The following is a 23,291-nucleotide window of genomic DNA, read 5'->3' as shown; positions in this document are numbered from 1 at the left end:
TGGTTATCCCTTGGAAAGAATATTGGTTGTGCTGACAAGCGCGGCCCTGATGCCGGTCATGTCTTTGGCTCTGGTCTTGCCAGCGTCGCGCGTGGCGCTCTCGGCGGCATCGCGCTCGCCTCGAATTTCATGAAGAAGTTGAGTACGCGAACGGCGCGTCTCACCTGCGGCAGCTAGCGCTCGGTCAATCCGGCGCATCGCGGCAATATGTGCGGGAAGTTCAGCCTTTGCGTCGGACTTGGCAGTTCCAGTGCCCTTTTCGTCCGCAAAGCCCTTTTCAATGGCCTCATCAGCTGACAGCCAAGTGCCGTCTGACGCCTTTGATGGGCCGTCCAACAGCGAAAGCACGACGTCCTGCGCCAGTCCTGTGCGGGCAGCGTAGATATCTGCCATTGAACTATCGAAGGACTGAAACAGCGTCGCGGCATCGGTGAAATCGTGCGTATTACCGACGGCCAGCCCCCACGCTCGATGGATCATCATCATCGAACCGGTCGACATGATCACTCTGTCACCGGCCATAGCGATGATTGACGCCGCAGACGCCGCATAACCCATCACGTTGACGGTGACCTCGCCGGGATGGCCTGCGAGGAGATTGTAAATCGCCAGCCCTTCGAACATGTCGCCGCCTGGCGAATTCACGTTCACGGTAACTGGATTTTTCCCGATAGATCGAAGAGCGGCAGCGGCTCGCTTGGCCGTAAACCCGCCTCCGCTCCAATAATCTTCGCCGATCACATCAAAGATTGAAATTGTGTTCGGGTTGTCTGCTTCTGCCGCTTGTGGAGCGTTCTCCCACCGCTCCAAGGCGGAGAGAGGCACATCCCACTGATACGACTTCGGTCGCGCAACGGCAGCAACCGGCGTTCTGTTAAGGCTCATTGCGTGTTCCTGAAGGAGGGCGGCCAGTTTCTGGCTGCGTCATTGGATTTTTGAGGCTGTCCGCATCTGGATCGTCGCTCTGGCTCAAACCCACATAATCGCGAGCTTCATTCTGTGACATCCACGGTCTGGAGCCACCCGAACCCAAGGCTTTCGCGAGGAATTCGGCCTGGTCCTTAATCGAACCGCGCAGCAATTCGCGCTCATCGAAGTCAGCCTGATACGATCGACGCTCTTCGCGGGTCAGAAGGCACCGAGAAACCGCCTGCTCCCAAGCGATGAACCACGGCGCCAAGCCATAACGAACGAAAAACTGGCCAAGGGTTTCAATACCGCTGCCCCAGGACGTGTCGTCCATCATCAACAGAGGTCGAGGCACGCCAAAAGCTCGCGCGACCTCCTCGATCTGATGATTTCTTGTCTCGATCTGCTGACTGTCTCTAGCCGTCTGCGAGAATGGCTCGGCCTTCATGCCTTCTTCAAGGATCAGCCACTTGTGCGCGTTTTCCGCGCCGGAGAACTTTTCCTTTAGGCTCGTATCGAGGTTTTCAAACTCGTCATCACCAAGTTTGCCGGGGTGCGTAAGCGCACCGCCGACCATCGTACCGTTCTTAAACAGACGAGCCGCGGCTTTCTCGGTCTGCATGGCAAGGCCGATAGCCTCTTTTGCCTGCTGGACGCGAGAAAGACCCACAACGCCATCGTCTGTCATATCGCGGAGATGGAAAACCTCCGACTGGGGAAGTTCGACATAACGACCGCCCTTCAAGACGACCTTGTAGATGACAGTCAGGTCGTCTTTCTGCTCCACGGTGACATTCGTCGGGTGCAAAGGCTGCAACGCAACCACGCGCCTACCGCTTCGAACAATACGGGCGTATGCATTGCCGTAGGTCAGTGCATGCGACTGCAGCTGCCGACGGAATTCATACGCCGTCTGCCAGTTATTCGGCTGCGTAAGAAGAACATCAAACAGAGAATGATCATCTGCTGGGTGAAGTCGCCCTTTCCCGTCCTTGTACATCAGGTAGAAAGGCAGCATCCCGATGCTGCCTGAAATGAGGTCGACACAGCGAAAAACTGTTGTGTTGAACAGAGCAGCCTTTGGCGTCACCGCCATACCGCTAGCTGTTTCAGCGCCGCCGCCAATAAATGCGGCCAGCCTTGGATCATCCAAGCCGTCGAAATATTGCCAGTCAGCTCGCGGAGCTCGTTTCGGCGCGTCCGAAGGCGCTGCCTCCGGTTTGGACCGGAACAGGTCTAAAATACCCATATCTTTCCTTGTTCCGATTAGCCGGCCATTCGGATGCCGCGTTTCTTGTAGACTGACTCTTTCGGCGTAACCGCCCCGTCCATCGCCACACCAACGGCCATCGCCAGAGCGACAGCAGCGTCGATGCGCACCGATGCCTTCGTCTTGACGAACCACCGATTGTCTTGCGGGTCATGATCGAAGGCTGCGCCCATCAGGGCGGTCATAAGAACGGGACTGCGCCGCATACGAATGCGACCGTCGATGATCATGTCCTCAAGCGCTAGAACCGAACCCGGCATCCACAAGCCTTGTGGCGGTGGCAAGCCAGCAGCTTTCGCCGCTTCTACCTTTGTAGGCTCGGGACGGGCCCGAACCTTGCCGCCCTGTGGGTGTGCGACATGTTCAATGTCCAACCCGAGCGCTTCAACTTCTTCGCGGAACTTGTCGTAGGCGTAGCGGTCATAGGCGATGGCTTGAATATCGAAAGTTTGATCGAGTTGCTGCACCCGCGAGGCCACGAAATCATATCGAATTCGCTTGCCGGGAGGAGCATTCAACCACGCTTGTTTTACCCAAAGCGCATATGGCGCCTTGTCAGCCTGTTCTCGCGCTTCCAGCGTGTCGGCTGGCGTCCAAGCCTCTACCCACGCATCGAACGTCGGCAGATTGACGGTAGACCCGTCTTCCCGCTCCATTTCCTTGAAGCCAGTCGGGACCACACACGCAAGCACGGTCATGTCCTTGCTTCCGGACAGGTCGACGCCCATGAAAACCGGCTTGTCTGCGTGTTCGACTTCGGGGGCGAAATCGTCCATTACACTTTCGACGGTCTCGCGTGGCATCCATGCCTTGTCGGCATCGGTCCAGCAGCAGAAATGCAGGCGCAAAATGCCGTTCAGCTTGCCTGGCATTTGCTTCGCTTGAGCGACAACACCGGCCAGATATTCCTGGGTCAGGATAACGCCGAGAAGCGGGTTAGCCTTTTTCCAGCAGGTTTCGTCCTTGAGCGGATCGTCGCCCTTGTCCAGCGCGCAGACATAGGAAAACGTCGTGTCGTCGATCACCTCGCCGACATAGGTAAAATCCTCGTCAGGCGTTTGCGTGCCAGCGGCTACCTTGATGGCGTGCTCGTGCTCTTCCCAGCAAATACTGTTTCGGTCACTGCCTGAGTTCGTAATCATCAGCAGCAGAGGCTGGCGACGAAACTTGAAGCCGCGCTCAAGCATTTCCATCGTTGAGCGGTCGGGATGCTCGTGCACCTCGTCACAAAGCGCAAAATGCGGACGCGGACCAGAGCCAGACTTGCCGGAATCCTTCGAGATCGGACGAAAGAACGATTGCGACTTGTGATGCGCGATATTGAACTCGCGCCCGATACCGCCGCTGAACTTCAACCGTTCGACCAGTGCAGGAGCAGCACGCACCATTTTGACGGCGTCCTGGAAGAGAATCCCAGCCTGTTCTTTTTTGGCGGCGGCGGCATAGATCTGGGCGCCAGCTTCCTTATCAGCAATCAGACCGTATAGACCGACACCGCCAGCAAATGGTGACTTACCGTTGCCCTTGCCTTCCTCGATGTAAGCGCGGCGAAAGCGGCGCGATCCGTCGGCACGTTTCCAGCCGAACAGCGAACCCAACTTGAAAGCCTGCGAGGCATGAAGCTTGAAGGGCTTACCTTCGAACTGACCTTCGGAAAGCTTTAGCCGCCCTTCAAAGAACCGAAACACTCGGTCGGCTGCGTCGTCGTCCCAATACAGCCCGCGCTCGTGACCATATTCGAGATCGTCGAAATGGCGGCGACAGGCATTGCGAACGTGGGGGCCGGCGACTTCTCTGCCATCAATGACAGCTTGCGCATAAGCGCTCACACGCTCAAGCGCAGGCATATCAGTCAAGCAGATCATCCTTTTCCTCGCCACCTTCAGGCGTTGCCACCTTGGAGGCATCTGCAGGCGTCGCGCCCATCTGGCCAAGCATCTGGCGGAGCAGGTTCATCGCCTGCACTCCAACCTCCTGCCCGGCCATGATGCGGCCCTGAATTGTGGCCGCCATACCGACCAGCGTACGGTGCGATTCATTCAGCCACGGCAGCTCTTTCGCGAACAGCTTCCAGGCAGACTTCGCTTTAATCTCAGCGCTGTCCTTCAACCAAACGGGAGGAGCACCAAGAGGGCCGTTTGCGGCCGGTTCGGCGCGGTTTTTGTACCGACCGGCATTGATTTTGTCGCGACCCTCGACCTTCGCTTTGCCGAGGGGATTTCTCGGCTTTGCCATGGAATGAAATCCTTATGGGGTCATGTTTTGAATTGCAGATGCGTGCGCTGTGGGTCCCCGCTGGTCCTGTGACTGCGGACTTGGGCGCTTTTTGATCCCCCCGTCTATGCCGGGATACCTTCGGGGATATAGTGAACTGGCGTTCCGTCCATAACTGATATGGCGCTCTGAAGGGTTTCTATCGTTTTTGCTTCCTTCAAATACCTGACAGGCAGCTTCACATGCCCGCACCCAGGCAAAACCGGCAGATAAACGATAGTTTCCAAGTCATTGTGGAAGAGAGCCAGTATATCGGCATCACGCCGATCAACCTCACGCTTCCGGCTAGCGTTGCCGCCGCGTCGGTCCACGGATATCCTGCATCTCCATTCAGCGCGTTGGCGCCTAATGATAGATGATGATTTAACCTGAATTCGATACGTCTTGTGGCCTGCTATCATAAGGACGTCGAACCCAGACGTATCTGAATGAATAGCGTGGTATCCATTCTTGGTGATATCAGCGCAAACCAGAAACTCTGCATACCTACCAAGCCTCGAATAATCAGGGCGGTTATCGTTGTCCGCTAATGGGGCGGAGATGCAATTTCCAAATAGATCCAAGGTCTCGACTCCTTGCCGACCTCATATGAAAGAGGCGGGGAGCCGAAGCTCACCCGCCTGAACCATGCAAGAGGTCGAGAATTGCATGGTTATGCTATCGGCCACCCGTCCGGCCCGAACCGGACGACCGTTTGCCCGAGTTCTTCTCGACGCTTGGTGCGATCATGACAGGGGGCGCAGAGGCTTTGGAGGTTGTCTGGGTCAAAGAACAGATCTTCGCTGCCCTTATGGGGGCGGGTGTGGTCAACCACCGTCGCTGGCGTGACGTCCTCTTGCTGCAAGCAGTACGCGCACAATGGATGTGCGGTCAGTTGTCGCTCACGTAAGCGTTGCCACCGGGATGTCTTGTAGAGCTTGCGGTACTTGACAGCCTCAAGCGATCGTCCGCTTGATAAATGCTTAAACAAAAGGCGGAGGACCCATCATGATACGCGTTATCTTTATGGTCGTAACCATTCTTGCATCAATTCCAGCATCAGCCGACGAGTTGTCGCTAGAGCAAACCAATAAGCTCATTGCTTCAACTCTAGCGAGGATAAATCAAAAGAATTTGGAAATTCAGGAAGCGATGCCAGCCAATAAGAATAATCCGACGTGGTACGAAGAGAAGATTAATGGACTGATACAAGAGGCAACTGACCTCGGGGCAGCTCTATCAGATAATCCGTATGTGACCATGACCGGCTTTTCAGCCGGATTTCCTTGGGGTGTAACGTTCGATTTTGAGTTTAAGAATGGTTCATCGGCGGGGAGCCCACCGCAATAGGCTCAACCCGCCGAACCAGCAGCTGGAGGAGAAACAGCGCTGGAATAGTTACCCCACCAGCAACGCCAGCAGGGGCGGCTCTTGTAACCGCACTGAAATGAAAAAGGCCGCGCGGGGCGGCCTTGATGTAGTCTTCCCCTCATTGGGGAGTTGAAGGGGATCGGGGTGCACTATGCAGGTTGCGCGATATTCCAAACGTTTCGATATGCCAGTGGATGATGCTCCAGATCGTCCATAGCACCCTCAACTGCAGCTAGCCCGCGGAAAACAAGAGACCTTCCCGCTGCAGTTGCCTGCTTGTGCTTGAAGCCGTCTTTCTCGCCTATTTCGGCCAGCGTTTGCCCGCCCAGCACCGCATCCTCGAACGGCTCGATGAGCGGCCCGAGCCTTGACCGCAGATAGGCAAGGATCGGTCTTGTGTCGATTTTCTCGAGCAGCAGATCGTCGGTGAATTTCAAACTGAGGCTCGGCGTCTTACCGGTCTTGGGTATTGGAACCGTGCCGTCGTCGTTCTCGAAGTAGGCATCGACTTTGACGTTCACCTTGCGCATGGCAGGAAGGGCATAAGCTCCCTTGCTTCTGCGGAGCTTACCGGAATATTCAATTTCTCCGCCTTTCACACCACCTTCCCAGTTCCGCGCTGCGGCAGCCTCAACCTCTTCAGTGCCTTTCAAGCGTTTGCTTTCTTGAGCAGCGTGCAGACCAGCATCATATCCATAGTCTTGGCCCTTAAGTGGCTCGGCGTCGGCGATGGCGACAAGCCGACGATACTGCATAATCAGCTCGATAAAACCGTGTAGCTTGTCGCGACGGAGGACAGCTAAAAGCGGGAAATCCTCGTTGTCATTCGCAGGAACGGCAGGATCTCCGATAGACTGGCGCTGTTTAATGCGTCGCAATTGCGTGGCCATTGTCCTGGTTTCCTGCTTGGCCCGTGCTGCTCGGTCCAGATAGATCACGTTTCCCATCAAGCTGCCTCCTCATTCAGAAGATCCGACAGGTACACGCCGTCGACTGCATAGAACTCGAATTCTTCCCGGCGCTTAATCGCCGCCGTCTGCAAGCCTCTTAGTCCCAAGTCTCGTGCATATGGAGATGATGAATGCTGGTCTTCATCGATCGGGCAGTTGTCATTCGCGGCGAAATATTTGTCTTTTAGTTTCTGCTTCATGCTGCTTTCCCCTTCTCTTCTGCAAGCCACTCCAGAACCGCCGTAACGGCCCGCTCAGCGGCTTCTGTCGTCGTCGCGGCCCGGAGGACCAGAACAGTGTAGCCAAGCCGCTCAAGGGCCGCGTGGCGGACTTTCTGTGCCGGAGACAGTCTTCCCTGCCCGACCTTGTTCTCGATCAGCAGCAGGCGACCGTATTCGCCGTAGATGCGGAGGTCGGGTTCACCGCTGGTCATTCCTGTTGCGATTGCCTGAGCCTGTGCCCGTGGCCCACGCTTGCTGGCGTTCATGTCTCCCGCCAGCAGGAACTGGCGCTGGTACTGTGGCAGGCGGCGAAGTGCGGACACCTGTGCCGCCTGTAATTCCCATTCGAGCGGCAAGGCGGGCTTTGTGGTCACCTTCCCGGCCTTGGTGGTGATCTTGACTCGAGCGCCGTTAATGCGGGTGATCTGTGTCGTGGTTGCCGTAGACGAAGGCGCGCGTGTGCGACTGCGTGCCATGTGTGCTCCTCGTGTTGATTGCGGTACGCCGTTGGTAGTGGCAAGAGGAGTGTGGAATGCCTCGATAAATGTCGTGTTAATGGCCGATGGGGCGCGGCGAATATTTTAGCCACCCTCAAATCAGGTTGTATTTTTGAATTGGCCAAAATCAGGAAAAGTGCGCACTTCTCAAATTACGAGAACTGCGCGCCGCGCGCTTTGTGCGTAAGTTTCTATATAAGAACACTTACGCACCAAAAGCAGCGTGCATTTGCGAACTTCTTTTAGAGCCTGTTCCAAAAAGGATTGAGCGATTTCAGTAGGTTATGATTCAATCGGATTGCTTACATTCGATGGAGATTATGATGGCCTGGACTGCAACCGCTCGGCAACAATATGGACGACGCAACGCGCGCTATGCAAGCGATTTAACGGATGCGGAATGGACTGTCATCGAACCGATGATGCCTGCACCGAGCCGTCTCGGACGCCCTCGCAAGACGGATTTGCGAGAGGTGGTAAATGCGCTGCTTTATATTGCTTCATCAGGTGGCGCATGGCGGCTTTTGCCCACGGACTTCCCACCATTTTCCACGGTGCAAAAATACTTTTATCGATGGCGAGATGAAGGGATGCTGCGCACGATCAACAACGCGCTCGTGATGACAGCACGCGCGTTGACCGGAAAGCAGCCCAGCCCTACCGCTGGCGTGATCGATAGCCAGTCAGTAAAATCCACGGAAAGTGGCGGAATACGGGGCTTTGACGCGGGAAAAAAGATCAACGGTCGCAAGCGTCATATTGTGGTTGATACCCTCGGCTTGATGGTTGGTCTGGTGATCCATTCTGCGGGTATTCAAGACAGAGATGGTGCACCTGATGTCTTGAAAACCATCCTCAAACGCTGGCCGTGGTTACGGCATATCTTTGCTGATGGTGGATACGCAGGACCCAAGCTCAAAAACAGGTTGGAAAAGGTCGGAAAATTTACGCTGGAAATCGTCAAACGATCCGATCACGCTGAGGGCTTCAAACTCTTACCACGCCGATGGGTGGTCGAGCGGACGTTTGCATGGCTGGGACGTTGCCGTAGATTGGCCAAAGATTTCGAGAAAACCGTCGCGTCTGCTGAAGCCTGGGTCTACATCGCAAACATCCGCCTGCTCACCCGGCGCATCGCAAGAGCCTGATATCGTTACATTCATTATGATTCAGGCTCTTAGGGTTTTCGAGAAGTGCGCACAAAGAAGTGCGCAGTATCAAAAGTTGTATTTTGATTGTGACAGTGGGTTGTATAAATGGAAAAGGAGAGGAAGGACGCACCGCCTCCCTCTCGTATGCAGCCAGAAAACTATGCCTTATTGATTTGGCTTATGGCCAAGTTCGTTAGTTTGTTATTTGTAGCTTTCTCTTGATCCAAAATCTGGGTCAGTAAGGTGTGCGCTTCCGTGTGTCCGAGCTCCTTTGCCCATTCGCGCAGCGATCCGTATCTGGAAATTTCATAATGCTCGACTGCCTGGCAAGCTGCCAGCAAGCCTGCGTCAAGAGCTGTTCCGCTTGCCTCTTCCATCAAGCCGTCGGCTTCCTTAATTAGCCCTTCGATCGCGTCGCATTTTTCAGCGGTAGGCTTTAGCTTAAGAGACTTGAACACCTCATTCAGGATCGTGATCTGCCCCTTGGTTTCTTCGAGATGCTCCTCAGCGGCTTGCTTCAGTTTGGCACTTTTGGCCGCCTTGGCGACTTTCGGGAGAGCCTTCGTAATGGCATTCTCCGCGTAATAAATGTCCTGCAAGGTATGCTCGAAAATATCAGACAAAGTTTTCATGATCGTCCTCCTGGTTGGGAAAAGCGAAACGAACCATTTGCTGATATGTTCCTTTATATGCGCCCATGACTTGAGCCAAATCCTGTTATGATGCGTAGGGAAATGCCATTCGAAGGGAAATCCAATGTCTAAATTCGGACCTTATGAATTCGACAAACTGCTGGGCGCAAAATATAATTTTCTCAACCATGACCCGTTGCTCGGAATTCTCAGTATAAAGACCGATAAGGGTGTCATTGAACTTGGCATGATAAAGCCTGTCGCCGAAGTGCTGATGGGCGAACTGATGGACTTTCTGCAGGAAGGAAAGGGCGAGGATGCGCCAAGCTTCGCGGTCGAGCGGAGTCAGTGAAATGCAACATCTCGCCACCGCCTTGGCCATCGCTGTTTGCCACATAGAAGACTTGGCGAGTGATGCTGACGCTGACGTGAAAGCCCTGGAAGCTATTGCTGTGGAGATACAGCAGGGATCGCTCGACGATCGGCGAGCGGTTGTGGAAGCGCTTAACGCGGTCGGCCGACCAGAGCTAGTCGATGGCATGGGCATCTCCTCAATATGACAAACCCCGCTCGGTGGCGGGGCTGGAGCTTCAACCAGAAATAAAGCTGTTCGATTCATATTGACCTTGCCCCCAAGTTTTATCCAGTTTTGAGTTCGCTCCAGCGGTTTTGGGTTGCTGTATTTGGGGCGGTAGCGGCGGGTTGCGGTGCGGAGCCATTTCGGCTGCGCAGCACCGCATCACGTCGCGGGTTGATGGTCTGAGCGAACTCGGCAGGTGTCAGCCAGCCGAGGCCAGAATGTGGACGGTGATCGTTGTAATCGCCGCGCCAGTTTGAAAGCGCTGATCGAGCATGGGTCAGTGACGAGAAGAGGGTTTCATTCAAGAACTCGTCTCGCAGCCGTCCATTGAAGCTTTCGATGAAAGCGTTCTGAATGGGTTTGCCAGGCGCAATGTAGTGCCAATCCACCTTAGTCTTGTCCGTCCATTGCAGGATCGCGTTGCTGGTGAACTCGCTGCCGTTGTCACTGACGATCATTTTCGGTTTGCCGCGCTCCTCGATGATCCGGTCAAGCTCGCGGGCAACGCGCAGACCGGAAAGCGATGTATCGGCGACGAGTGCCAGGCATTCCCTGGTGCAATCGTCGACGACCGTCAGAATCCGGAACCTGCGTCCATCGGTGAGTTGATCCGACACGAAGTCCAGTGACCAACGATCATTGGCTGTCATCGGAACCAGCATCGGTGCTCGTGTGCCGATCGCTCGCTTGCGACCGCCGCGCTTGCGCACCATCAGCTTTTCCTCCCGATAGAGCCGGAAGAGCCTCTTGTGGTTCACAAGGTGCCCCTCGCGTCTGAGTAGGACATGAATGCGTCGGTAGCCAAAGCGGCGGCGTTCATGCGCCAACGCCTTCATTCGCTCGCGAAGGTCATGGTCGTCGATGCGGCTGCTTTCGTAACGAACTGTCATCCGGCAAACACCGATGGCTTTACACGCCCGCCGTTCGCTCATCCGATGTTGGTTCATCAGATGCGCGATAGCGTTCCGCTGGGCTGCGGGCGTCACCACTTCTTTCCCAAAAGGTCTTTCAACGCGGCGTTGTCGAGCATCGCATCCGCCAGAAGCCGCTTCAGTTTCGTGTTCTCGTCCTCCAGCGTCTTCAGCCGCTTGGCCTCAGACACGTCCATCCCGCCGAACTTGGCCTTCCATTTATAGATGCTCGCATCGCTGACACCGTGTTTGCGGCAAAGCTCCGAGACAGGCGTGCCCGCCTCGTGCTCCTTCAGGATGCCAATGATCTGTTCGTCTGTGAAACGGTTGCGCTTCATTCTCTGGTCCTCTCAATGGGCCAGAGCTTACTTCAAAATGGATTATTTCAACGGGGCAAGGTCAATATTCACCCGCATGGAGAGGGAAGATTTTCAGGCAAACTGGCGTGGAGCCAGACGATACCAGTTCGATGATGAGGTGCGGATTAAGTCCGAACTTCTCAAAGGTCGTGATCGTACCTGGCTAGATCGCTTGCCCGTACTCGGCTTCATATTGCTGGTTGCAATTGCCAGCGCAGCGGCATTTGTCGCTATGTTGCTGCTTTCAGTCCCACCGATCTGATCGACGCTCTACTGTGCTTGGCGCACAGCTGCCGCCCGGAAACAAAAAAAGCGGAGCCGAAGCCCCACTTTCCCGATTTATTGTACTGGTTGCTATCACGTGGAATTAGACAATCGTCCTTCCTCCTGCATCTGCCGGAGTGGCGCAGTAAACATTGCCTGGAAGCCTTCTGGCCTAAACTCGGAACTAACTTCCCCCGCTCCGAGAAGTCCCATTCTTATGAGCTTGGATCCGAACCCTGTTTTTGTTGGTTGGGCGACCGGCGGCCCTCCAATTTCGATCCAATTCATCGAGAAAACCGGCTCAACCTGTCTTTTGGCTATGGCGACGGTCAGTTGCACATGCCCCGTAGGGTTAGAAAGCGCACCATACTTGATCGCATTGGTCGTTAGTTCGTGAATTAAAAGCGAAAGTGTCGACGCACCCTTGGGACCAATCGATACATCCGGACCAGTCATGTGAACGCGATCGGCTACGGCCAGCGCAGTTGTTATGCCCGACACAATCAGCCGCAACGAACCTTCCGAGCTCTTACCCAGACGAAGGGCGTCATGAGCATTTCCTAGAGCAAAAAGTCGCTTTGTAAACGTGTTGATGACTTCTTCATCAGCATTATTATTGAAAGTCTGGCTTGCAATTGAGGATACGACGCTAAACGTGTTCTTGATGCGATGCGCGAGCTCCGCGTTGAGAATCCTGGCGTGCTTCTCGGCTTCCACTTTTTGGGTGGTCTCAATGACCGTGTCGATCATCCCGCCGACTCGACCTTGTTCATCAAAGATCGGGCTATAGCAGAATGTAAAATAGCATTGTTCATCATATCCGTGTCGATCGATCACGAGCGGAAAGTCTTCAATAAAAGTCGCCTCGCCAGCATAAGCTTTACGAACCATGGGTAGCAACTCATCCCAAACCTCTGACCAAATATCGCGAAATGAAGCTCCCATGCAGTTCTCTTTTTCACCGAGAATTGGCCTGAAAGCGTCATTATAAATCGTGATATACTCCGGCCCCCAAATGATAGCTTTGGGAAAATGCGAAGCCAACATCATCTGAACTGCAGTGACCAATGGCGCCGGCCAACTTTCTGGCACTCCGATAGGGTTTCGGCTCCAATCCAACAGCCGAATTTCATCAGCCGACTGACCACGCGCATGCAGGAAAGGCACCGCACTATCCATAGTGTATCCCAATTTGATCGAGGAAGATTCGTAGGCGGCAATACTCTATTTTATTAGATTCGGCTCACAGGGGCGAGTGGCATTCGGTCTTCTAGCTGTGCTATCCCTATTGAATCAAACCGCCCTTACAAAAGACGTCGTCTTTCGCTGTACCGGGTCGCGCTCCTCGACCTTCGCCAGGAACCCTTCCTTGAACAGCGCCTTGGTAATGAGGCTGGTCCGCTTCTTCTGCACTTCGTCGTCGATATCCAGCCCCAGCGCATAAGCCACGGCGTGACCAACCCAGTCTTTGGCCTGCGGCGCTTGCTTGTACATGCCGCCATTTACAGCGCCACGGATTGCGTCTTTCTGCTCGTCAGTCATCCCTTCAGCAACTTCCTCGCTGGATGGCCAGTGCCATTCGGTGACGACCGGCGCATGGTCCTGCGGCTGGGTTAGCCCTCGCCCGTTGCCCAGTGCCACGCTTTCGATATGCCGCCAGTCCAGCCGGTGCGACAGTGGCGTAAGGTTCGACTTGCCGTATGTGATCGAGAAATAGCCGAACCGATCCATGCCGGGAATGCCAGCCTCGTTGGCTTGCCCTTCCGACATACGGTTCAACACCCGCACCGAACGGGCTGCACCGATCAACGCCACGGCACCGCGAGCATCTTCGACGGTTGCCTCACGATCACTCACCTTGCGCAGGTGGTGCACAATGTCAATGGAGCAGTTCGTATAATCCGCGATTTGGGCCCAGAGCTTCGCGACCTTGTCGATTGCGCCGTTGTCGTTTTCGTTGACCTGGTGTGTCGAAACGAACGGATCGACGATCATCACGTCGATCCCATTGGCAAGGATGGTTTCGGCAACAGCCTCGACGATCGGCTCCTGGATTTTGACGCCCTTCTTGTCGTCAATAGCCACGACAAGCTCCTGCTCGCGACCGCTGTCGAGAAACAGATGACCATCGATGTCTTCCGGCTTGAGATTGAAGTGGATGCACGCTGCCATGATGCGTCGCTCAAGCTCGTCGCGCGGATCTTCGACGTTAAAGAGCCAGACCTTAAGTCGACGCGGCGGCTTCACGCCATTTAAGGCCTTGCCCGAGGCCATAGCGAGCGCTTCCACGATGCTGTTTGCGGTTTTGCCGAGCCCGCCCGGCGCGACAGTCACCGAGACATACTTGCGGATGAAGTGCCGACCGAAAGCAAACTCACGGCGTGGCAGTGTCGACGGGTCTTTCCACTGGAACGGCGTGGCTGCGAGGATGGGTTGGTCGGCGGGCTCTTCTTCAGCGACCGGGACGTCAGGTTCGACGTTGTGTGCGTCCGGTTCACGCTGCTCATCCACCTTCGCCCGCGCATTGTCGAGCATACGAGTGATGTCCACAAGCTTGGTGTTGTCGTTGACGGCTTCCGGCGCCTGACGCGGATGCATCTTGCCGGCCTTCAAGCCATTGTCGATCGTTTTGCAGCAACGCGGGAAGTCCCTGCCCCAGCCGCGTGCCACGCCTTGCAGCAAAGCCCGCGCTTCTGATTCCGCCAACGCACCGGCACCGACGAATGTGCCCAGTCGGAATGCTGCGTCGTTCAGACGGTTATTGCGGTTGCCCATCGGTTCCATGGCGAGGTCGTCCAACTCGGATTGTACCGCGCGCTCGACGTACCGGTCGTTGATCGTGCCTGAGACCGACGGCGCCTGGTACATCGTCGTGCTGTCGTATGACCGTGGCAGGACAAGCTCCAGCAGCCAGTCCGGTGCGTCAACCGGTTCCATATCGGCCAGCCAGCGGTAAGGCTGGCCGATAGCAGGGACACTGCCAGCCGCAATTACGTAGCCGCCGTCGCCACGAACATCGATGCCAGCGCCCAATGCGCCACGATTGCGCACGCCAGCCTTGTGTTTGAAGAAGTAATGTCGGCCGCCGCTCGTGGTTTCAGCCGTCAGTGTGGCCGGCAGAGCACCGTGCTCGGCTTCCAGTGCGGCAAGCGTAACCGGCCCGCCGTGCTTCGGGTCGATATCCAGCACCCACGCACCAATAAGCGCACCGGTCGGCACGCCGATCATTGCACCCGGGTTTCGGCGCCAAAGCTCACGCACGATGCGCTCGTTCAGCGTTGCACCGCGGAACCCATTTGAGGTCAGCGGAGTTTTGGTGGCGAGAATTTCGATAAGGCCGTCCTCGTCGACGAATTCCTCATCGGCGGCGCGGCACGGAAAAACCGGCCAGCTGCGCGTCGTGTAGGATAGCGCAACGTCGAGCATGGGGTCGGTTGCGACTATAGAATTTGGATGCAAAGTGCCTCCTAGGATATGCTTTAAATGTCGTCGAAGAACTCCTTCACGACACTAACCTTCTCAACCATCTCAGTCTTCACGCCGAGATGAAGCTCCTTGAGAATGACCGCTAGGTCTTCTCCGCTGATTAGATCAATCTCTGGAACACCGTCCCGCGTGGCTTCATCCAAGGCGCCGCGCGTGAACGATCCTGTGGTTATAAAAAGCGCTTTGTCGGTTCTGCCTGACATTGCGCCACGAAAGTTGCGTAGATCATTAGGTCCAACCGTATTTTTGTAGCGTTTGCACTGCACCACGACTTTGAAGGTCAGGACGCTATTGACCGTGACCGTTCCAACCGCGTCAATCCCGCCATCGCCAGAGCCGCCGGTGACCAATACCTTCGAAAATCCAAGCTCCAGCAAAAGTCTCTTGGCTAAGCGCTCAAAAGCTGCAGGATTCATACTCTTGATTGTGTCGAGAACGGCTGTCTGCCATTCTGACAGCTCTTCAGGTGTTTCCGACTCTGAAGTCTCGTTAGGCTCGGCCTTTTGGGCAGTCGGGCGCTTTTTGTTTGGAGCTACAGATTCTGCATCAGACTGGGATATTTCTCTGCCTCGTGGGGTTAGAACCCATACACCCCGTTTCGGGTTTTCGAGCACCCCATCGTGCTTCAGCCAAGTTTGCACCCATGCAACTCGATATCCGACTTCCGACTGCGGACCGCCTTTGTGTAGCTCTTCAAGAACGGCGTCCGGCAAGTGCATAATTTCTGCAATTTTCTCTATGAGCTGCCGTTTATCTGCCGCCCCACCTAATTCTCGGAAGGCCAAAACAACTGGCCAAATAAAGTCAGGATACCCCGGCATAGCTTTTTTCTTGGTCATGCAATCGCCCCAATGATTCAAAACTTCGGGACGATCGCACGCTTCACATGATGCTGCAATTATGCCGCTAGATCATTTCTCTCCGATCGCTTGTGGTTGTCGTTGGCAGCCACTGGCGGCATCAACTTGGCGACACGCTCACCTAGCCACTTGAATTTCGGTACTGCCCAACTGTTGCCGAGCGCCTTGTAACGGGGGCCGTCTGGACTATCTGGCTTCCCGCGCCATGGAATATTGGTATAGCCATCCGGGAATCCCTGAAGTAGCTCGCATTCGGTCGGTGTGAGGCGGCGGACGGCCCATTGTTGTTGGATATAGTCACCGCCCTGATTGCCACCGACTGGGCCACCAGCCATCAATGGTTGGGAAACATCAACTTGACGGGCCTTGAAATCCTTACCGCTGTTCTGTGGCATGATGGACCATGCAATCGCCATTGCGTTACCGCCATCACCACCGATCCGTAACGTGGGCGATATATTATTCCCCACTGACAGATTTGCACCCGACGCGTTGGACATGAAGGCAACGGGAGCACACACCGCACCAACGCCGATTCCAGCGCGACCGCCATTCGGAGTAAGCAAAGCATTGGCCGTTCCATCCTGCCGGTATTCCAGATCATGGCTTTCACCTCGACCACGAATTGCCAGCGTGTAAGGATGTGCAACCATCGTTTCGGTTTCATAGTCCTGCTGGCCCATCCCGCCAGCATTCAGGCAGTGTGCTACATCTCCGGACGAAGAAACCGCCACATAGGCATCACTGTCGTCTCTCAGCGAACAGTTGCTCTGTGCTCTAAGGCTAGGCGCAACATCTCTGGTATGACTTTCCTGTGGGCTGCGGCTCGGCGGAGTATCCCGGCACATGCTTTCTGGCTCAAATAAAACCGCTGCGGGATCTGCCCCGTTTCCAAAATCTGCGACAACGATGACACGCTTGCGTCGTTGGGCCAGTCCGAAAAATTGGGCATCTTTGACAGCCCACGCGGCCCGTCCTTTCGGTCCAGAAACCATACCGTAACCTGACCATCGCTTTGTCGGCACGATGGGATCATCTGCGCCCACAAGTCCGGCAAGAAAGCATCCGAATGCATTGTCTTTGGTTGAGAGGACGCCGGGGACATTCTCCCATATGACGTTCCGAAGTCCATTTCCTGCTGCAAGCTCATGCGCAAGCTCCACGAAGGATAGTGTTAGATTACCACGCTCATCTTCGAGCGAACGACGGGCACCGGCGATTGAGAACGCCTGACAAGGCGTCCCACCGCAAAGAATGTCGACACGGCCCAGCCTCGTGGTGTCGATTTTGGTGAAATCACCAAGGTTAGGCACGTCTGGATAATGGTGAGCCAGCACGGCAGACGGGAACTTCTCGATTTCGCTAAAAGCTACCGCCTGCCATCCGAGTGGCCTCCAAGCAACCGAAGCAGCTTCGATCCCGCTACACACGGACAGGAAGCGGAGCGCATTGTTGTCGTTGTCGTGTTTCATCAAAACGGCGCCTCCTTCAACGCTTCCCGCACCCCTCGCCCGCAGCCGGTCCACGCGGCTTTCACCAGCATGCGCGCTTCTAGTTCATCCATTTCCTTAAGGTCGGTCTTTCCCAACTCTTGCAGATACGAACCAACCGCCTCGACGCCGGTATCCAGGGCGCGCAGTTCGTAAGGATCGAGGCGACGGCGGTGCCGGATATACTCGGCGATGTCGGCGCATTCCTTGCACAGCCAGAGGATCGGCTCGCGGTCTGCCTGCACACCGAGGCCAACGGCGTGTCTCTGGCAAACCCAGCATTGTTCGGGATGGCTCATGCGGCCATCCTCTCGATTACTGGATCATCAGCTTCTGCAAATTTACGACGGCGAAGCACTGAACAGACTTCAAGTGTCACTTGCTTGCCACTCAGGCGATCATAGAGGTCGCGCTGCATTTCCCACATCTGGAGGCCACGAGGCGATATCTTGGGGAAATGTGTTTCATACACGAGACGAAGTTCTTCTGCCCAAAGAAAGCCCAGCATCTGACGCGTTCCTGGCGTTCCTTCCAAGTCTTTATAGCGGTCAAATTTCCACGTCTCTGTGTCTGGGTACTTCCAGAAATGCTCACGGTGCGAGTATTTGCACCATTCCTGATCCTTGACGCTGTTGTCTTGGTTGAACCATTTCTCGTGGCATACAATGTGCCACTGATGGCAACGAGCCGACATTTCGAAGAACTGTTTTTTAAGGCGAGTGAGCTTGTCTTTTTCGCTCTTAATCTCCTGCAACACTATGGCGTCAGGGAAGATAATCGCCAAATCGGCCCGACCAGATGCGCTGAAACCATCGAGCGGCAGCTCATGAACGACACGACCACGCGGTTCGTTATCATGCCAGAACTTGACCAAGGCGTCTCGGATTTCTCTTTCTGATGAGCTTGCCATTAAGCCACCCTCCCCAGCAAATCTTGGTTATCATTGGCCGCTATATACTTGCCCGCCTCGTTGCCCCACGATGACCAGCCCGGCCACGCTTGACGCGCGAATAGTTCAAGATACGGGCCATCGATAAGCTGCTCGATGCGCTCATACTGTTCATCAGGCTTACGGCTATGCTCACGACGGGGTGCCTTGATTAGCGAGCGCACGCCTTTGCTCTGACGTCGCGGCTTGCCTCGCTTGAACAGGTGGCAGATTTCAACTTCCTGTCGTGTCCAATAGCCCATTCCCATGCGCCCCTTGTCCCAGACAAAGGCCACACTTACAGGACGGAATCCCCACGATGCAGCCACATCGAAGGCTTCACGCTGCAGATGTGAAACGGTCCACATGAACAGCAAACAGTCGCGGGCGCATACCTGTTCGACAGGTAGCGCCTTGATATCGTCGAGCGACATCACGCTGTAAGGCTGGCGACCTCGCGCGGGTGCGACGTTCTTTTTGCTGTAGGTTCTAAATGCCCATGGCGGGTCCGCAAGGACGCAGCCGAAATGCCCGCGCGGTAGCGGTTCATTCATCCTCATCTCCTCGTGTTTCGTGTTGGTAACCCGCCAGTTGGTGGCTGGCGGGGTGGTGTTACTGAAATGGCTAGTAGGACGGCTGGCTACTGATGCATTGACCGCAGAAATAGTCGGCCAAATAAAGCGGGCCATAAGTAAGGGCCATGGCGAGCAGAACATGGCGCGGGCGAATTTTCGCTAAGATTGCAATCACGCCGCCATCCTTTCGTCTCCGCCTTGCTGCACAGCAGCAATCGGGCGGGTAAGGTCGGGAAACCAGTCGTCATAGGTGGCTAGGTCGATCATTGCGTCCGCCAGCGATTCCGTTTCTTGCCAATAGGCGTGGTAGTCTGGCTCGTCGTCAGGGCCCAGCATAGCCATCCACGGTGCGTAGCTCACGCCGCCCTCACCGTAACGCTCGGCTGGCCTTCCTGCAGCACTGCACCCGGCACGTCTTCGCCAGCGTCGAGCGCCGCCTTTATCGCCGTCTTGTCCGGCTCGCGCTTTAGCTTCACGACGTTATCAGGCAGCAGGCTTTCGTCCACAATCTCAACGCCGGCGCGGCCCTTGCCGATGCTCACAGTTGCCTCCGGCAGGCTCACTTTTGTGAGGTCGGCGGCCTTCAACAGCCGCAATAGCAGCGCACGCATTGCGTCCTTGCGTCTGGCGTATCGTTCTTTTCGCGCAGCCAATTCCTTGGCGCGCTCGCCGATGGCCAGCATCATGCTGTTGGCATCGCGCTCAATTGCTACGATCTTACCCAGCACGCGGTACGCGTCCGTCTCGCCTTCGATTGTGTCAGCGCGCAGTTCCTCATCTTCTGCCAGTTCGGGGTATGCCGCAACCAAGTCGGCGAATTCCCGTTCCAGAACGGTGACATCGTAAGCTAGGTAATTTTGTGCTTTCGTGTTGTCGGCTTTGTTCTGCATTATTGCTCCTCGTGTTTCTTTGGTTGGTGTTGCTGCGATAAGCAGCGGTAGGTAAGTTAACACGCCTCGTGGCGCATCCCGTTAATGGATTGGTTTATTTTGATAAAACTTAATCCTACTGTTTTAGTGTAATTAATACTTGGCTTTAACTGTTGCATACGGCGTTTGTTTATGTATATTCGCCCAACTCTTGGGAGGGAGTTAGACCGCCCAGGCGCGCACCGTCCGCTGCCGGGCGGTTTTTTATTTTCCCTGCATATCAGCTATGCAATTTCTACCCTTGCAACGCACGGGTGGTGGACCTATCTACGCCTCGTTCAGTTTCACTCCTCCTCCCAGAAACTGGACCTTAAGCGCGGCAACTCCTCCTCCCAGTCGCGCTTTTCAGATCGGCCCGCTTCGCTCTCCTCCCAACCGCGAAGCGGGCTTTTCTATTTGTTGCGGTTGCAATGACAAATGTTGGCAACCGTTACATTCTGTTATTTCATCAATCTCTAATGTAACCCTATCTTGGCGGCGCACTCCTCCGGATTGCACTCGCATCGCGCGTCCCCAAGCCCCCCGCCCAAGCGCGCGATGCGGAACTTCCTAAAACGGAATATCGTCGTCCAATATTTCAGCCAGCCCGGCAGATACTCGGGCGTAGCTGGGCGCTGGCTCATTATCATTGCTCGCCTCCGGCACATTGTCATTTGCAGCGCTTGGCATGGCGTCGACCACTTCCCAGTATTTGCCATTCGGTTTCACAACGATTTCACCGGTAGGTAGCAGTTCGTTTTGGCGTTCCATGAATTCCAGCACGGTTTTTGGGAACGGAGCCTGACCCCCGTGCTTTCGCCACCACCGGTCTGACTTCGACTTGAAGAAGCCTGTGTGAGCCGGACCCAGCCACTCGTTGATTGGCGACATGCCAACCCAGTAAGACACCTTCACGCTGTCCTGCTTGCCGCCCTTGCCTTCGTGGTATGCGAACGTGCGGCGCTCCACCTGGCGGGTGCTGGCGTTATCCTTCGACAACATCGGCACGTCTTCGGCCTGCGCAGATATCTTCGGCGTTTCATCGACCGGGAATTCATATCCGCAATCCGGACAGGTGTGGAGCGAGGCGTGGATCAGTGAGCCGCAGCCTACTAGACCACGATCGTCAGGCTCTTGCGGACATTGCTTCACTGGCGCTTCCCCGTCACCCTTTTTCATTCCGGGTGGCGTAACCGCATCGATTGGCCCATGCTTGCGAACAACGCCCGCGAAGTCCAGAAACAGGCAGTTCTCCTTGCCGGGATAAAGGCGCAGGCCACGACCCGCCATCTGGACATAAAGGCCCGCTGATAAAGTCGGGCGACAAAATGCGACCAGATCGATAATCGGTAGGTTCGTGCCGGTTGTCAGCACCGAGTTGTTCGTCAGCGCCCGGATCTTGCCGGCCTTGAAGTCAGCCAGAATCCGGTCCCGCTCTCCGGTCGGGGTATCTCCAGTCACAGTCTCACAGCTAAATCCCCGGCTCCGAATCTCGTCCCGCATATGCCGGGCATGCTCAACGCCGCTGCAAAAACAAAGCCAAGCCTTTCGCTCAGCACCCGACGCCGTGCCATATGTGACGATCTCATCGACCACAGATGCTGTGATGTCGTCCTTGTCGATAGCTGCCTGCAGCGCGTTCTGCTTGTAGTCACCGCCCTGCTTGCCGACGCCGGACAGATCGAATGCGGTTGCCATGCCTTTGGAAATCGGCCGACAGAGATAGCCTTCCTCGATCATATCGCCGATCGGCTTTTCAAAGCAGATGTCGTCGAAAAGCGCGCCGTCACCTTCCGTCAAAAGCCCCTCGCCCAAGCGATAAGGCGTGGCCGTGAGGCCGACCAGCTTCAGGTCGGGATTGATAACGCGCAGACCATCGATAAGCTTGCCGTATTGCGTTTCCGAATTGCGCGGCATCAGATGGGCTTCATCGACTAGGACGACGTCAATATGGCCGATCTGCTCCACCTTGTTAGCGATAGTCTGCACACCGCCGAAAACGATCTGTGCCTTTGCATCGCGCCGACCCACACCAGCCGAGTAAATGCCAGCTGGCGCGAACGGCCAGATATTCAGCAGTTCCTGATAGTTCGACAGGATCAGCTCGCGCACATGCGTTACCACAAGCACGCGCATGTCGGGCCAGCCTTCAATCAGTTCTTTGCAGATCGTTCCCAGCACGAGGCTCTTGCCGCCGCCGGTAGGAAGCACGATAAGAGGCGAGCCGGGTTGTTCGCGCCAGTAGTCATACAGGCCCTCAACCGCGGCGCGTTGATAATCGCGTAAGGTTAGCAAAATAATCCTCCGGAGTAGAATATGGCATTAGACCCAATGACGATGGATGACCCCGAGAAAATCCGGAATCTGATGAAGAACGCTGAAGGGAAGGCACCCGAAATCGTCACGGCCTGCAAACGTCGGCTTTTTCAATTGTCCGGGCGCGACTACGACGACCCGATCGAGCGTCGGATTTGGGAGGCTGTGGCAGCGTTGGAGGAAATCCTGAGCGCCAAGAATGGCCGCCGCCAAGCTGCTGGCTATACCCGCCGCAAGATACGTGAATCTGGGGCCATTAAGACACTTTCTGATTGGGCGCTTAGTCCGAAAGAAACTGAAGGTTTCGAAGCGTTGATCAATGACGGGCTTGCCGAGTTCACTGGGGAGTTCATCATTATGGAGCACCCAGATAGGTTTGTTGACGCCGTAGTAGCTGCTGCCAGAGAACGCCTCGAACGCCATGGGGTTAGCCTCCCCTCATCCCATCCACCCAAATCTCACCGGTCGTCAGACGATAAGTAACGGTTTCCGCAATCTCGTCTGCATCGATCTGTTCGCCATTTATCAGCCCCGGCAGGTAGAGATGCGCCGGGCAGCCGTCGCGCTGCTCGTCGATCGACAAAGGCTTGTTCCAGCGCGCGCACGACATGTGGCAATCACCGCCATGCTCAGGCTGTACGTGGAGGCAGGTACGGCAATTCACGCGCGGCTGCACGCCTTCATGGCAAACGCCTCGGTGTTTGCAAAACATGCAGCCGAAGAACTCCGGGTCTTCGCTGATGCGGCTCGGTGGCTCGTCCGAAAACACGATGCGTTCACAGCGTGCCAGCAGTCGAAGGCAGAATTCGACGTCGTATTCGATCCGCTCGGCATAAAGCGTGTCGGTGTTCTTACATGAAGCCAGATACAGACAGCGCGTCAGCCCGAAATCGTGCATTCCAAGCTGGCACTGGGCGTAGTGGAGTGGCTTAGCTTTCTGGCAGCCGTGCTTCTGTAGTTCCTTGATACCATTCTCGTTGCTCGACTTAAATTCCAGCAGGTGCTCAGTCTTCGGTGCTTCTGGAACACCCATCGCCTTGCCGTCGCACTTGCCGCGCACGAAACCCGAAACCAGCCTGATTTTATCCTGCTGCCCGTAGACATCGACGCCGATGCGCTCAAGGTCGGCGACCAAGCGGTCTTCCTCGATATTGCCGGTAGCGAATAGGCGGAGCTGGCGGCCAGAATGAACCTCGTGCGCTGAGACCCAGCGGAAGCCGAACCACAGGGCCCTGTCACATTCCGTGCCAGCCTCGCCCACGCTGATCCCCCACGAGTCCCAGGACTTAGCCTGAGCCTCGTAAGCTTGATAAATGGCGCGGACCGTGCTGGATTCAGCTTTTGGGAGGGCGGCCATCCC

The 23,291-nt window shown here is 55.7% G+C and carries 27 protein-coding genes; 5 read left to right on the top strand and 22 right to left on the bottom strand.

Annotated features, from left to right (window positions below; all coding sequences use genetic code 11):
* Positions 1 to 3: 3 nt before the first annotated feature.
* From OHI65_RS07155 to OHI65_RS22960, 5 genes are all read right to left on the bottom strand, one after another.
* A complete protein-coding gene (locus OHI65_RS07155; protein ID WP_264358593.1) occupies positions 4 to 885 on the bottom strand; it encodes a head maturation protease, ClpP-related in 882 nt (293 codons plus the stop codon).
* Positions 875 to 2,158, bottom strand: a complete 1,284-nt coding sequence (locus OHI65_RS07150; protein WP_264358592.1) for a phage portal protein — start codon at positions 2,156 to 2,158, stop codon at positions 875 to 877. Before OHI65_RS07150 ends, OHI65_RS07155 begins: the two co-directional genes overlap by 11 nt.
* A 17-nt stretch (positions 2,159 to 2,175) precedes the next feature.
* Positions 2,176 to 4,026, bottom strand: a complete 1,851-nt coding sequence (locus OHI65_RS07145; protein ID WP_264358746.1) for a terminase large subunit — start codon at positions 4,024 to 4,026, stop codon at positions 2,176 to 2,178.
* A 1-nt stretch (position 4,027) separates the two neighbouring features.
* Positions 4,028 to 4,414: a hypothetical protein gene (locus OHI65_RS07140; protein ID WP_264358591.1), complete on the bottom strand. Its 387-nt coding sequence runs from the start codon at positions 4,412 to 4,414 to the stop codon at positions 4,028 to 4,030.
* 691 nt (positions 4,415 to 5,105) lie between these two features.
* Complete coding sequence (locus OHI65_RS22960) at positions 5,106 to 5,267, bottom strand: HNH endonuclease (protein ID WP_319636889.1); 162 nt, start codon at positions 5,265 to 5,267, stop codon at positions 5,106 to 5,108.
* Between the two features lie 173 nt (positions 5,268 to 5,440).
* Between OHI65_RS22960 and OHI65_RS07130 the strand changes: the two genes are divergently transcribed.
* On the top strand, positions 5,441 to 5,782 hold the full coding sequence (locus OHI65_RS07130) for a hypothetical protein (protein ID WP_264358589.1): 342 nt from the start codon (positions 5,441 to 5,443) through the stop codon (positions 5,780 to 5,782).
* A 170-nt stretch (positions 5,783 to 5,952) separates the two neighbouring features.
* Here OHI65_RS07130 and OHI65_RS07125 read toward each other — a convergent pair whose 3' ends face one another.
* Genes OHI65_RS07125 through OHI65_RS07115 form a run of 3 tightly spaced genes read right to left on the bottom strand, consistent with a single transcriptional unit; the run spans position 5,953 to position 7,450 of the window.
* Entirely contained in the window at positions 5,953 to 6,750 is a 798-nt protein-coding gene (locus OHI65_RS07125; protein WP_264358588.1) for a hypothetical protein, read from the bottom strand.
* Positions 6,750 to 6,953, bottom strand: coding sequence for a hypothetical protein (locus tag OHI65_RS07120; RefSeq protein WP_264358587.1), 204 nt, complete (start codon positions 6,951 to 6,953; stop codon positions 6,750 to 6,752). Before OHI65_RS07120 ends, OHI65_RS07125 begins: the two co-directional genes overlap by 1 nt.
* Positions 6,950 to 7,450 (bottom strand): VRR-NUC domain-containing protein, encoded by a 501-nt coding sequence (locus OHI65_RS07115; RefSeq protein WP_264358586.1) that lies wholly within the window; start codon positions 7,448 to 7,450, stop codon positions 6,950 to 6,952. The genes OHI65_RS07120 and OHI65_RS07115 overlap by 4 nt, the downstream gene beginning before the upstream one ends.
* Before the next feature lie 344 nt (positions 7,451 to 7,794).
* Between OHI65_RS07115 and OHI65_RS07110 the strand changes: the two genes are divergently transcribed.
* Positions 7,795 to 8,619, top strand: coding sequence for an IS5 family transposase (locus OHI65_RS07110; RefSeq protein ID WP_210251641.1), 825 nt, complete (start codon positions 7,795 to 7,797; stop codon positions 8,617 to 8,619).
* A 161-nt stretch (positions 8,620 to 8,780) separates the two neighbouring features.
* On the opposite strand, the gene OHI65_RS07105 is transcribed toward OHI65_RS07110, so the two are convergent.
* Positions 8,781 to 9,254 carry a ferritin-like domain-containing protein gene (locus OHI65_RS07105; RefSeq protein WP_125333973.1) on the bottom strand — a complete coding sequence of 158 codons (474 nt, stop codon included), beginning with the start codon at positions 9,252 to 9,254 and terminating at the stop codon, positions 8,781 to 8,783.
* A 124-nt stretch (positions 9,255 to 9,378) separates the two neighbouring features.
* On the opposite strand from OHI65_RS07105, the gene OHI65_RS07100 reads away from it, so the two are divergent.
* Positions 9,379 to 9,606, top strand: coding sequence for a hypothetical protein (locus OHI65_RS07100; protein WP_125333972.1), 228 nt, complete (start codon positions 9,379 to 9,381; stop codon positions 9,604 to 9,606).
* 1 nt (position 9,607) lies between these two features.
* Positions 9,608 to 9,814: a hypothetical protein gene (locus OHI65_RS07095; protein ID WP_125333971.1), complete on the top strand. Its 207-nt coding sequence runs from the start codon at positions 9,608 to 9,610 to the stop codon at positions 9,812 to 9,814.
* Positions 9,815 to 9,893: 79 nt separating this feature from the next.
* Here OHI65_RS07095 and OHI65_RS07090 read toward each other — a convergent pair.
* Positions 9,894 to 11,083 (bottom strand): IS3 family transposase gene (locus OHI65_RS07090; protein WP_086000502.1). Its coding sequence is split into 2 segments (ribosomal slippage): positions 9,894 to 10,834 and positions 10,834 to 11,083, totalling 1,191 coding nucleotides; the frame shifts between segments, so codons are not numbered across the junction.
* 76 nt (positions 11,084 to 11,159) lie between these two features.
* Here OHI65_RS07090 and OHI65_RS07085 point away from each other — a divergent pair.
* Complete coding sequence (locus OHI65_RS07085; protein ID WP_264358585.1) at positions 11,160 to 11,366, top strand: hypothetical protein; 207 nt, start codon at positions 11,160 to 11,162, stop codon at positions 11,364 to 11,366.
* Positions 11,367 to 11,461: 95 nt separating this feature from the next.
* Here OHI65_RS07085 and OHI65_RS07080 read toward each other — a convergent pair whose 3' ends face one another.
* The 12 genes from OHI65_RS07080 to OHI65_RS07025 all read right to left on the bottom strand — a co-directional run bounded on the left by OHI65_RS07080 (position 11,462) and on the right by OHI65_RS07025 (position 23,288).
* Complete coding sequence (locus tag OHI65_RS07080) at positions 11,462 to 12,547, bottom strand: PAS domain-containing sensor histidine kinase (protein WP_125333970.1); 1,086 nt, start codon at positions 12,545 to 12,547, stop codon at positions 11,462 to 11,464.
* Between the two features lie 114 nt (positions 12,548 to 12,661).
* On the bottom strand, positions 12,662 to 14,827 hold the full coding sequence (locus OHI65_RS07075) for a bifunctional DNA primase/polymerase (protein ID WP_264358584.1): 2,166 nt from the start codon (positions 14,825 to 14,827) through the stop codon (positions 12,662 to 12,664).
* Between the two features lie 20 nt (positions 14,828 to 14,847).
* Complete coding sequence (locus OHI65_RS07070; protein ID WP_264358583.1) at positions 14,848 to 15,693, bottom strand: restriction endonuclease; 846 nt, start codon at positions 15,691 to 15,693, stop codon at positions 14,848 to 14,850.
* 59 nt (positions 15,694 to 15,752) lie between these two features.
* Positions 15,753 to 17,186, bottom strand: a complete 1,434-nt coding sequence (locus OHI65_RS07065; protein WP_264358582.1) for a DNA cytosine methyltransferase — start codon at positions 17,184 to 17,186, stop codon at positions 15,753 to 15,755.
* Complete coding sequence (locus OHI65_RS07060; RefSeq protein ID WP_264358581.1) at positions 17,186 to 17,503, bottom strand: DUF6511 domain-containing protein; 318 nt, start codon at positions 17,501 to 17,503, stop codon at positions 17,186 to 17,188. Before OHI65_RS07060 ends, OHI65_RS07065 begins: the two co-directional genes overlap by 1 nt.
* Positions 17,500 to 18,114: a hypothetical protein gene (locus tag OHI65_RS07055; RefSeq protein WP_264358580.1), complete on the bottom strand. Its 615-nt coding sequence runs from the start codon at positions 18,112 to 18,114 to the stop codon at positions 17,500 to 17,502. Before OHI65_RS07055 ends, OHI65_RS07060 begins: the two co-directional genes overlap by 4 nt.
* On the bottom strand, positions 18,114 to 18,686 hold the full coding sequence (locus OHI65_RS07050; RefSeq protein WP_264358579.1) for an MT-A70 family methyltransferase: 573 nt from the start codon (positions 18,684 to 18,686) through the stop codon (positions 18,114 to 18,116). Before OHI65_RS07050 ends, OHI65_RS07055 begins: the two co-directional genes overlap by 1 nt.
* 192 nt (positions 18,687 to 18,878) lie before the next feature.
* The gene (locus tag OHI65_RS07045) at positions 18,879 to 19,049 is read right to left on the bottom strand and encodes a hypothetical protein (protein WP_264358578.1); all 171 of its coding nucleotides are present in this window, start codon (positions 19,047 to 19,049) and stop codon (positions 18,879 to 18,881) included.
* A gap of 14 nt (positions 19,050 to 19,063) precedes the next feature.
* Complete coding sequence (locus OHI65_RS07040; protein WP_264358577.1) at positions 19,064 to 19,597, bottom strand: siphovirus Gp157 family protein; 534 nt, start codon at positions 19,595 to 19,597, stop codon at positions 19,064 to 19,066.
* Positions 19,598 to 20,185: 588 nt separating this feature from the next.
* Entirely contained in the window at positions 20,186 to 21,910 is a 1,725-nt protein-coding gene (locus tag OHI65_RS07035; protein ID WP_264358576.1) for a DEAD/DEAH box helicase, read from the bottom strand.
* A gap of 27 nt (positions 21,911 to 21,937) precedes the next feature.
* Entirely contained in the window at positions 21,938 to 22,354 is a 417-nt protein-coding gene (locus OHI65_RS07030) for a hypothetical protein (RefSeq protein ID WP_264358575.1), read from the bottom strand.
* 4 nt (positions 22,355 to 22,358) lie between these two features.
* Positions 22,359 to 23,288, bottom strand: a complete 930-nt coding sequence (locus OHI65_RS07025) for an oxidoreductase (RefSeq protein ID WP_264358574.1) — start codon at positions 23,286 to 23,288, stop codon at positions 22,359 to 22,361.
* Between the last annotated feature and the right edge of the window lie 3 nt (positions 23,289 to 23,291).

The sequence above is a fragment of the Brucella sp. MAB-22 genome (assembly GCF_025908475.1).
Lineage (GTDB): Bacteria > Pseudomonadota > Alphaproteobacteria > Rhizobiales > Rhizobiaceae > Brucella > Brucella anthropi.
Note: the sequence above shows the minus strand (reverse complement) of the source record. Positions and strands in the feature narration are given on the sequence as shown.

What these genes read in the sequence shown, in the direction of transcription:
- OHI65_RS07095 (WP_125333971.1), top strand. Translation starts at nt 9,608, where the DNA reads ATGCAACATCTCGCCACCGCCTTGGCCATCGCTGTTTGCCACATAGAA.
- OHI65_RS07130 (WP_264358589.1), top strand. Translation starts at nt 5,441, where the DNA reads ATGATACGCGTTATCTTTATGGTCGTAACCATTCTTGCATCAATTCCA.
- OHI65_RS07050 (WP_264358579.1), bottom strand. Translation starts at nt 18,686, where the DNA reads ATGAATGAACCGCTACCGCGCGGGCATTTCGGCTGCGTCCTTGCGGAC.
- OHI65_RS07025 (WP_264358574.1), bottom strand. Translation starts at nt 23,288, where the DNA reads ATGGCCGCCCTCCCAAAAGCTGAATCCAGCACGGTCCGCGCCATTTAT.
- OHI65_RS07030 (WP_264358575.1), bottom strand. Translation starts at nt 22,354, where the DNA reads ATGGCGTTCGAGGCGTTCTCTGGCAGCAGCTACTACGGCGTCAACAAA.
- OHI65_RS07140 (WP_264358591.1), bottom strand. Translation starts at nt 4,414, where the DNA reads ATGGCAAAGCCGAGAAATCCCCTCGGCAAAGCGAAGGTCGAGGGTCGC.
- OHI65_RS07045 (WP_264358578.1), bottom strand. Translation starts at nt 19,049, where the DNA reads ATGGCTATGCTGGGCCCTGACGACGAGCCAGACTACCACGCCTATTGG.
- OHI65_RS07055 (WP_264358580.1), bottom strand. Translation starts at nt 18,114, where the DNA reads ATGGCAAGCTCATCAGAAAGAGAAATCCGAGACGCCTTGGTCAAGTTC.
- OHI65_RS07085 (WP_264358585.1), top strand. Translation starts at nt 11,160, where the DNA reads ATGGAGAGGGAAGATTTTCAGGCAAACTGGCGTGGAGCCAGACGATAC.
- OHI65_RS07060 (WP_264358581.1), bottom strand. Translation starts at nt 17,503, where the DNA reads ATGAGCCATCCCGAACAATGCTGGGTTTGCCAGAGACACGCCGTTGGC.
- OHI65_RS07065 (WP_264358582.1), bottom strand. Translation starts at nt 17,186, where the DNA reads ATGAAACACGACAACGACAACAATGCGCTCCGCTTCCTGTCCGTGTGT.
- OHI65_RS07115 (WP_264358586.1), bottom strand. Translation starts at nt 7,450, where the DNA reads ATGGCACGCAGTCGCACACGCGCGCCTTCGTCTACGGCAACCACGACA.
- OHI65_RS07040 (WP_264358577.1), bottom strand. Translation starts at nt 19,597, where the DNA reads ATGCAGAACAAAGCCGACAACACGAAAGCACAAAATTACCTAGCTTAC.
- OHI65_RS07125 (WP_264358588.1), bottom strand. Translation starts at nt 6,750, where the DNA reads ATGGGAAACGTGATCTATCTGGACCGAGCAGCACGGGCCAAGCAGGAA.
- OHI65_RS07120 (WP_264358587.1), bottom strand. Translation starts at nt 6,953, where the DNA reads ATGAAGCAGAAACTAAAAGACAAATATTTCGCCGCGAATGACAACTGC.
- OHI65_RS07100 (WP_125333972.1), top strand. Translation starts at nt 9,379, where the DNA reads ATGTCTAAATTCGGACCTTATGAATTCGACAAACTGCTGGGCGCAAAA.
- OHI65_RS07105 (WP_125333973.1), bottom strand. Translation starts at nt 9,254, where the DNA reads ATGAAAACTTTGTCTGATATTTTCGAGCATACCTTGCAGGACATTTAT.
- OHI65_RS07145 (WP_264358746.1), bottom strand. Translation starts at nt 4,026, where the DNA reads ATGCCTGCGCTTGAGCGTGTGAGCGCTTATGCGCAAGCTGTCATTGAT.
- OHI65_RS07110 (WP_210251641.1), top strand. Translation starts at nt 7,795, where the DNA reads ATGGCCTGGACTGCAACCGCTCGGCAACAATATGGACGACGCAACGCG.
- OHI65_RS07080 (WP_125333970.1), bottom strand. Translation starts at nt 12,547, where the DNA reads ATGGATAGTGCGGTGCCTTTCCTGCATGCGCGTGGTCAGTCGGCTGAT.
- OHI65_RS07070 (WP_264358583.1), bottom strand. Translation starts at nt 15,693, where the DNA reads ATGACCAAGAAAAAAGCTATGCCGGGGTATCCTGACTTTATTTGGCCA.
- OHI65_RS07150 (WP_264358592.1), bottom strand. Translation starts at nt 2,158, where the DNA reads ATGGGTATTTTAGACCTGTTCCGGTCCAAACCGGAGGCAGCGCCTTCG.
- OHI65_RS07155 (WP_264358593.1), bottom strand. Translation starts at nt 885, where the DNA reads ATGAGCCTTAACAGAACGCCGGTTGCTGCCGTTGCGCGACCGAAGTCG.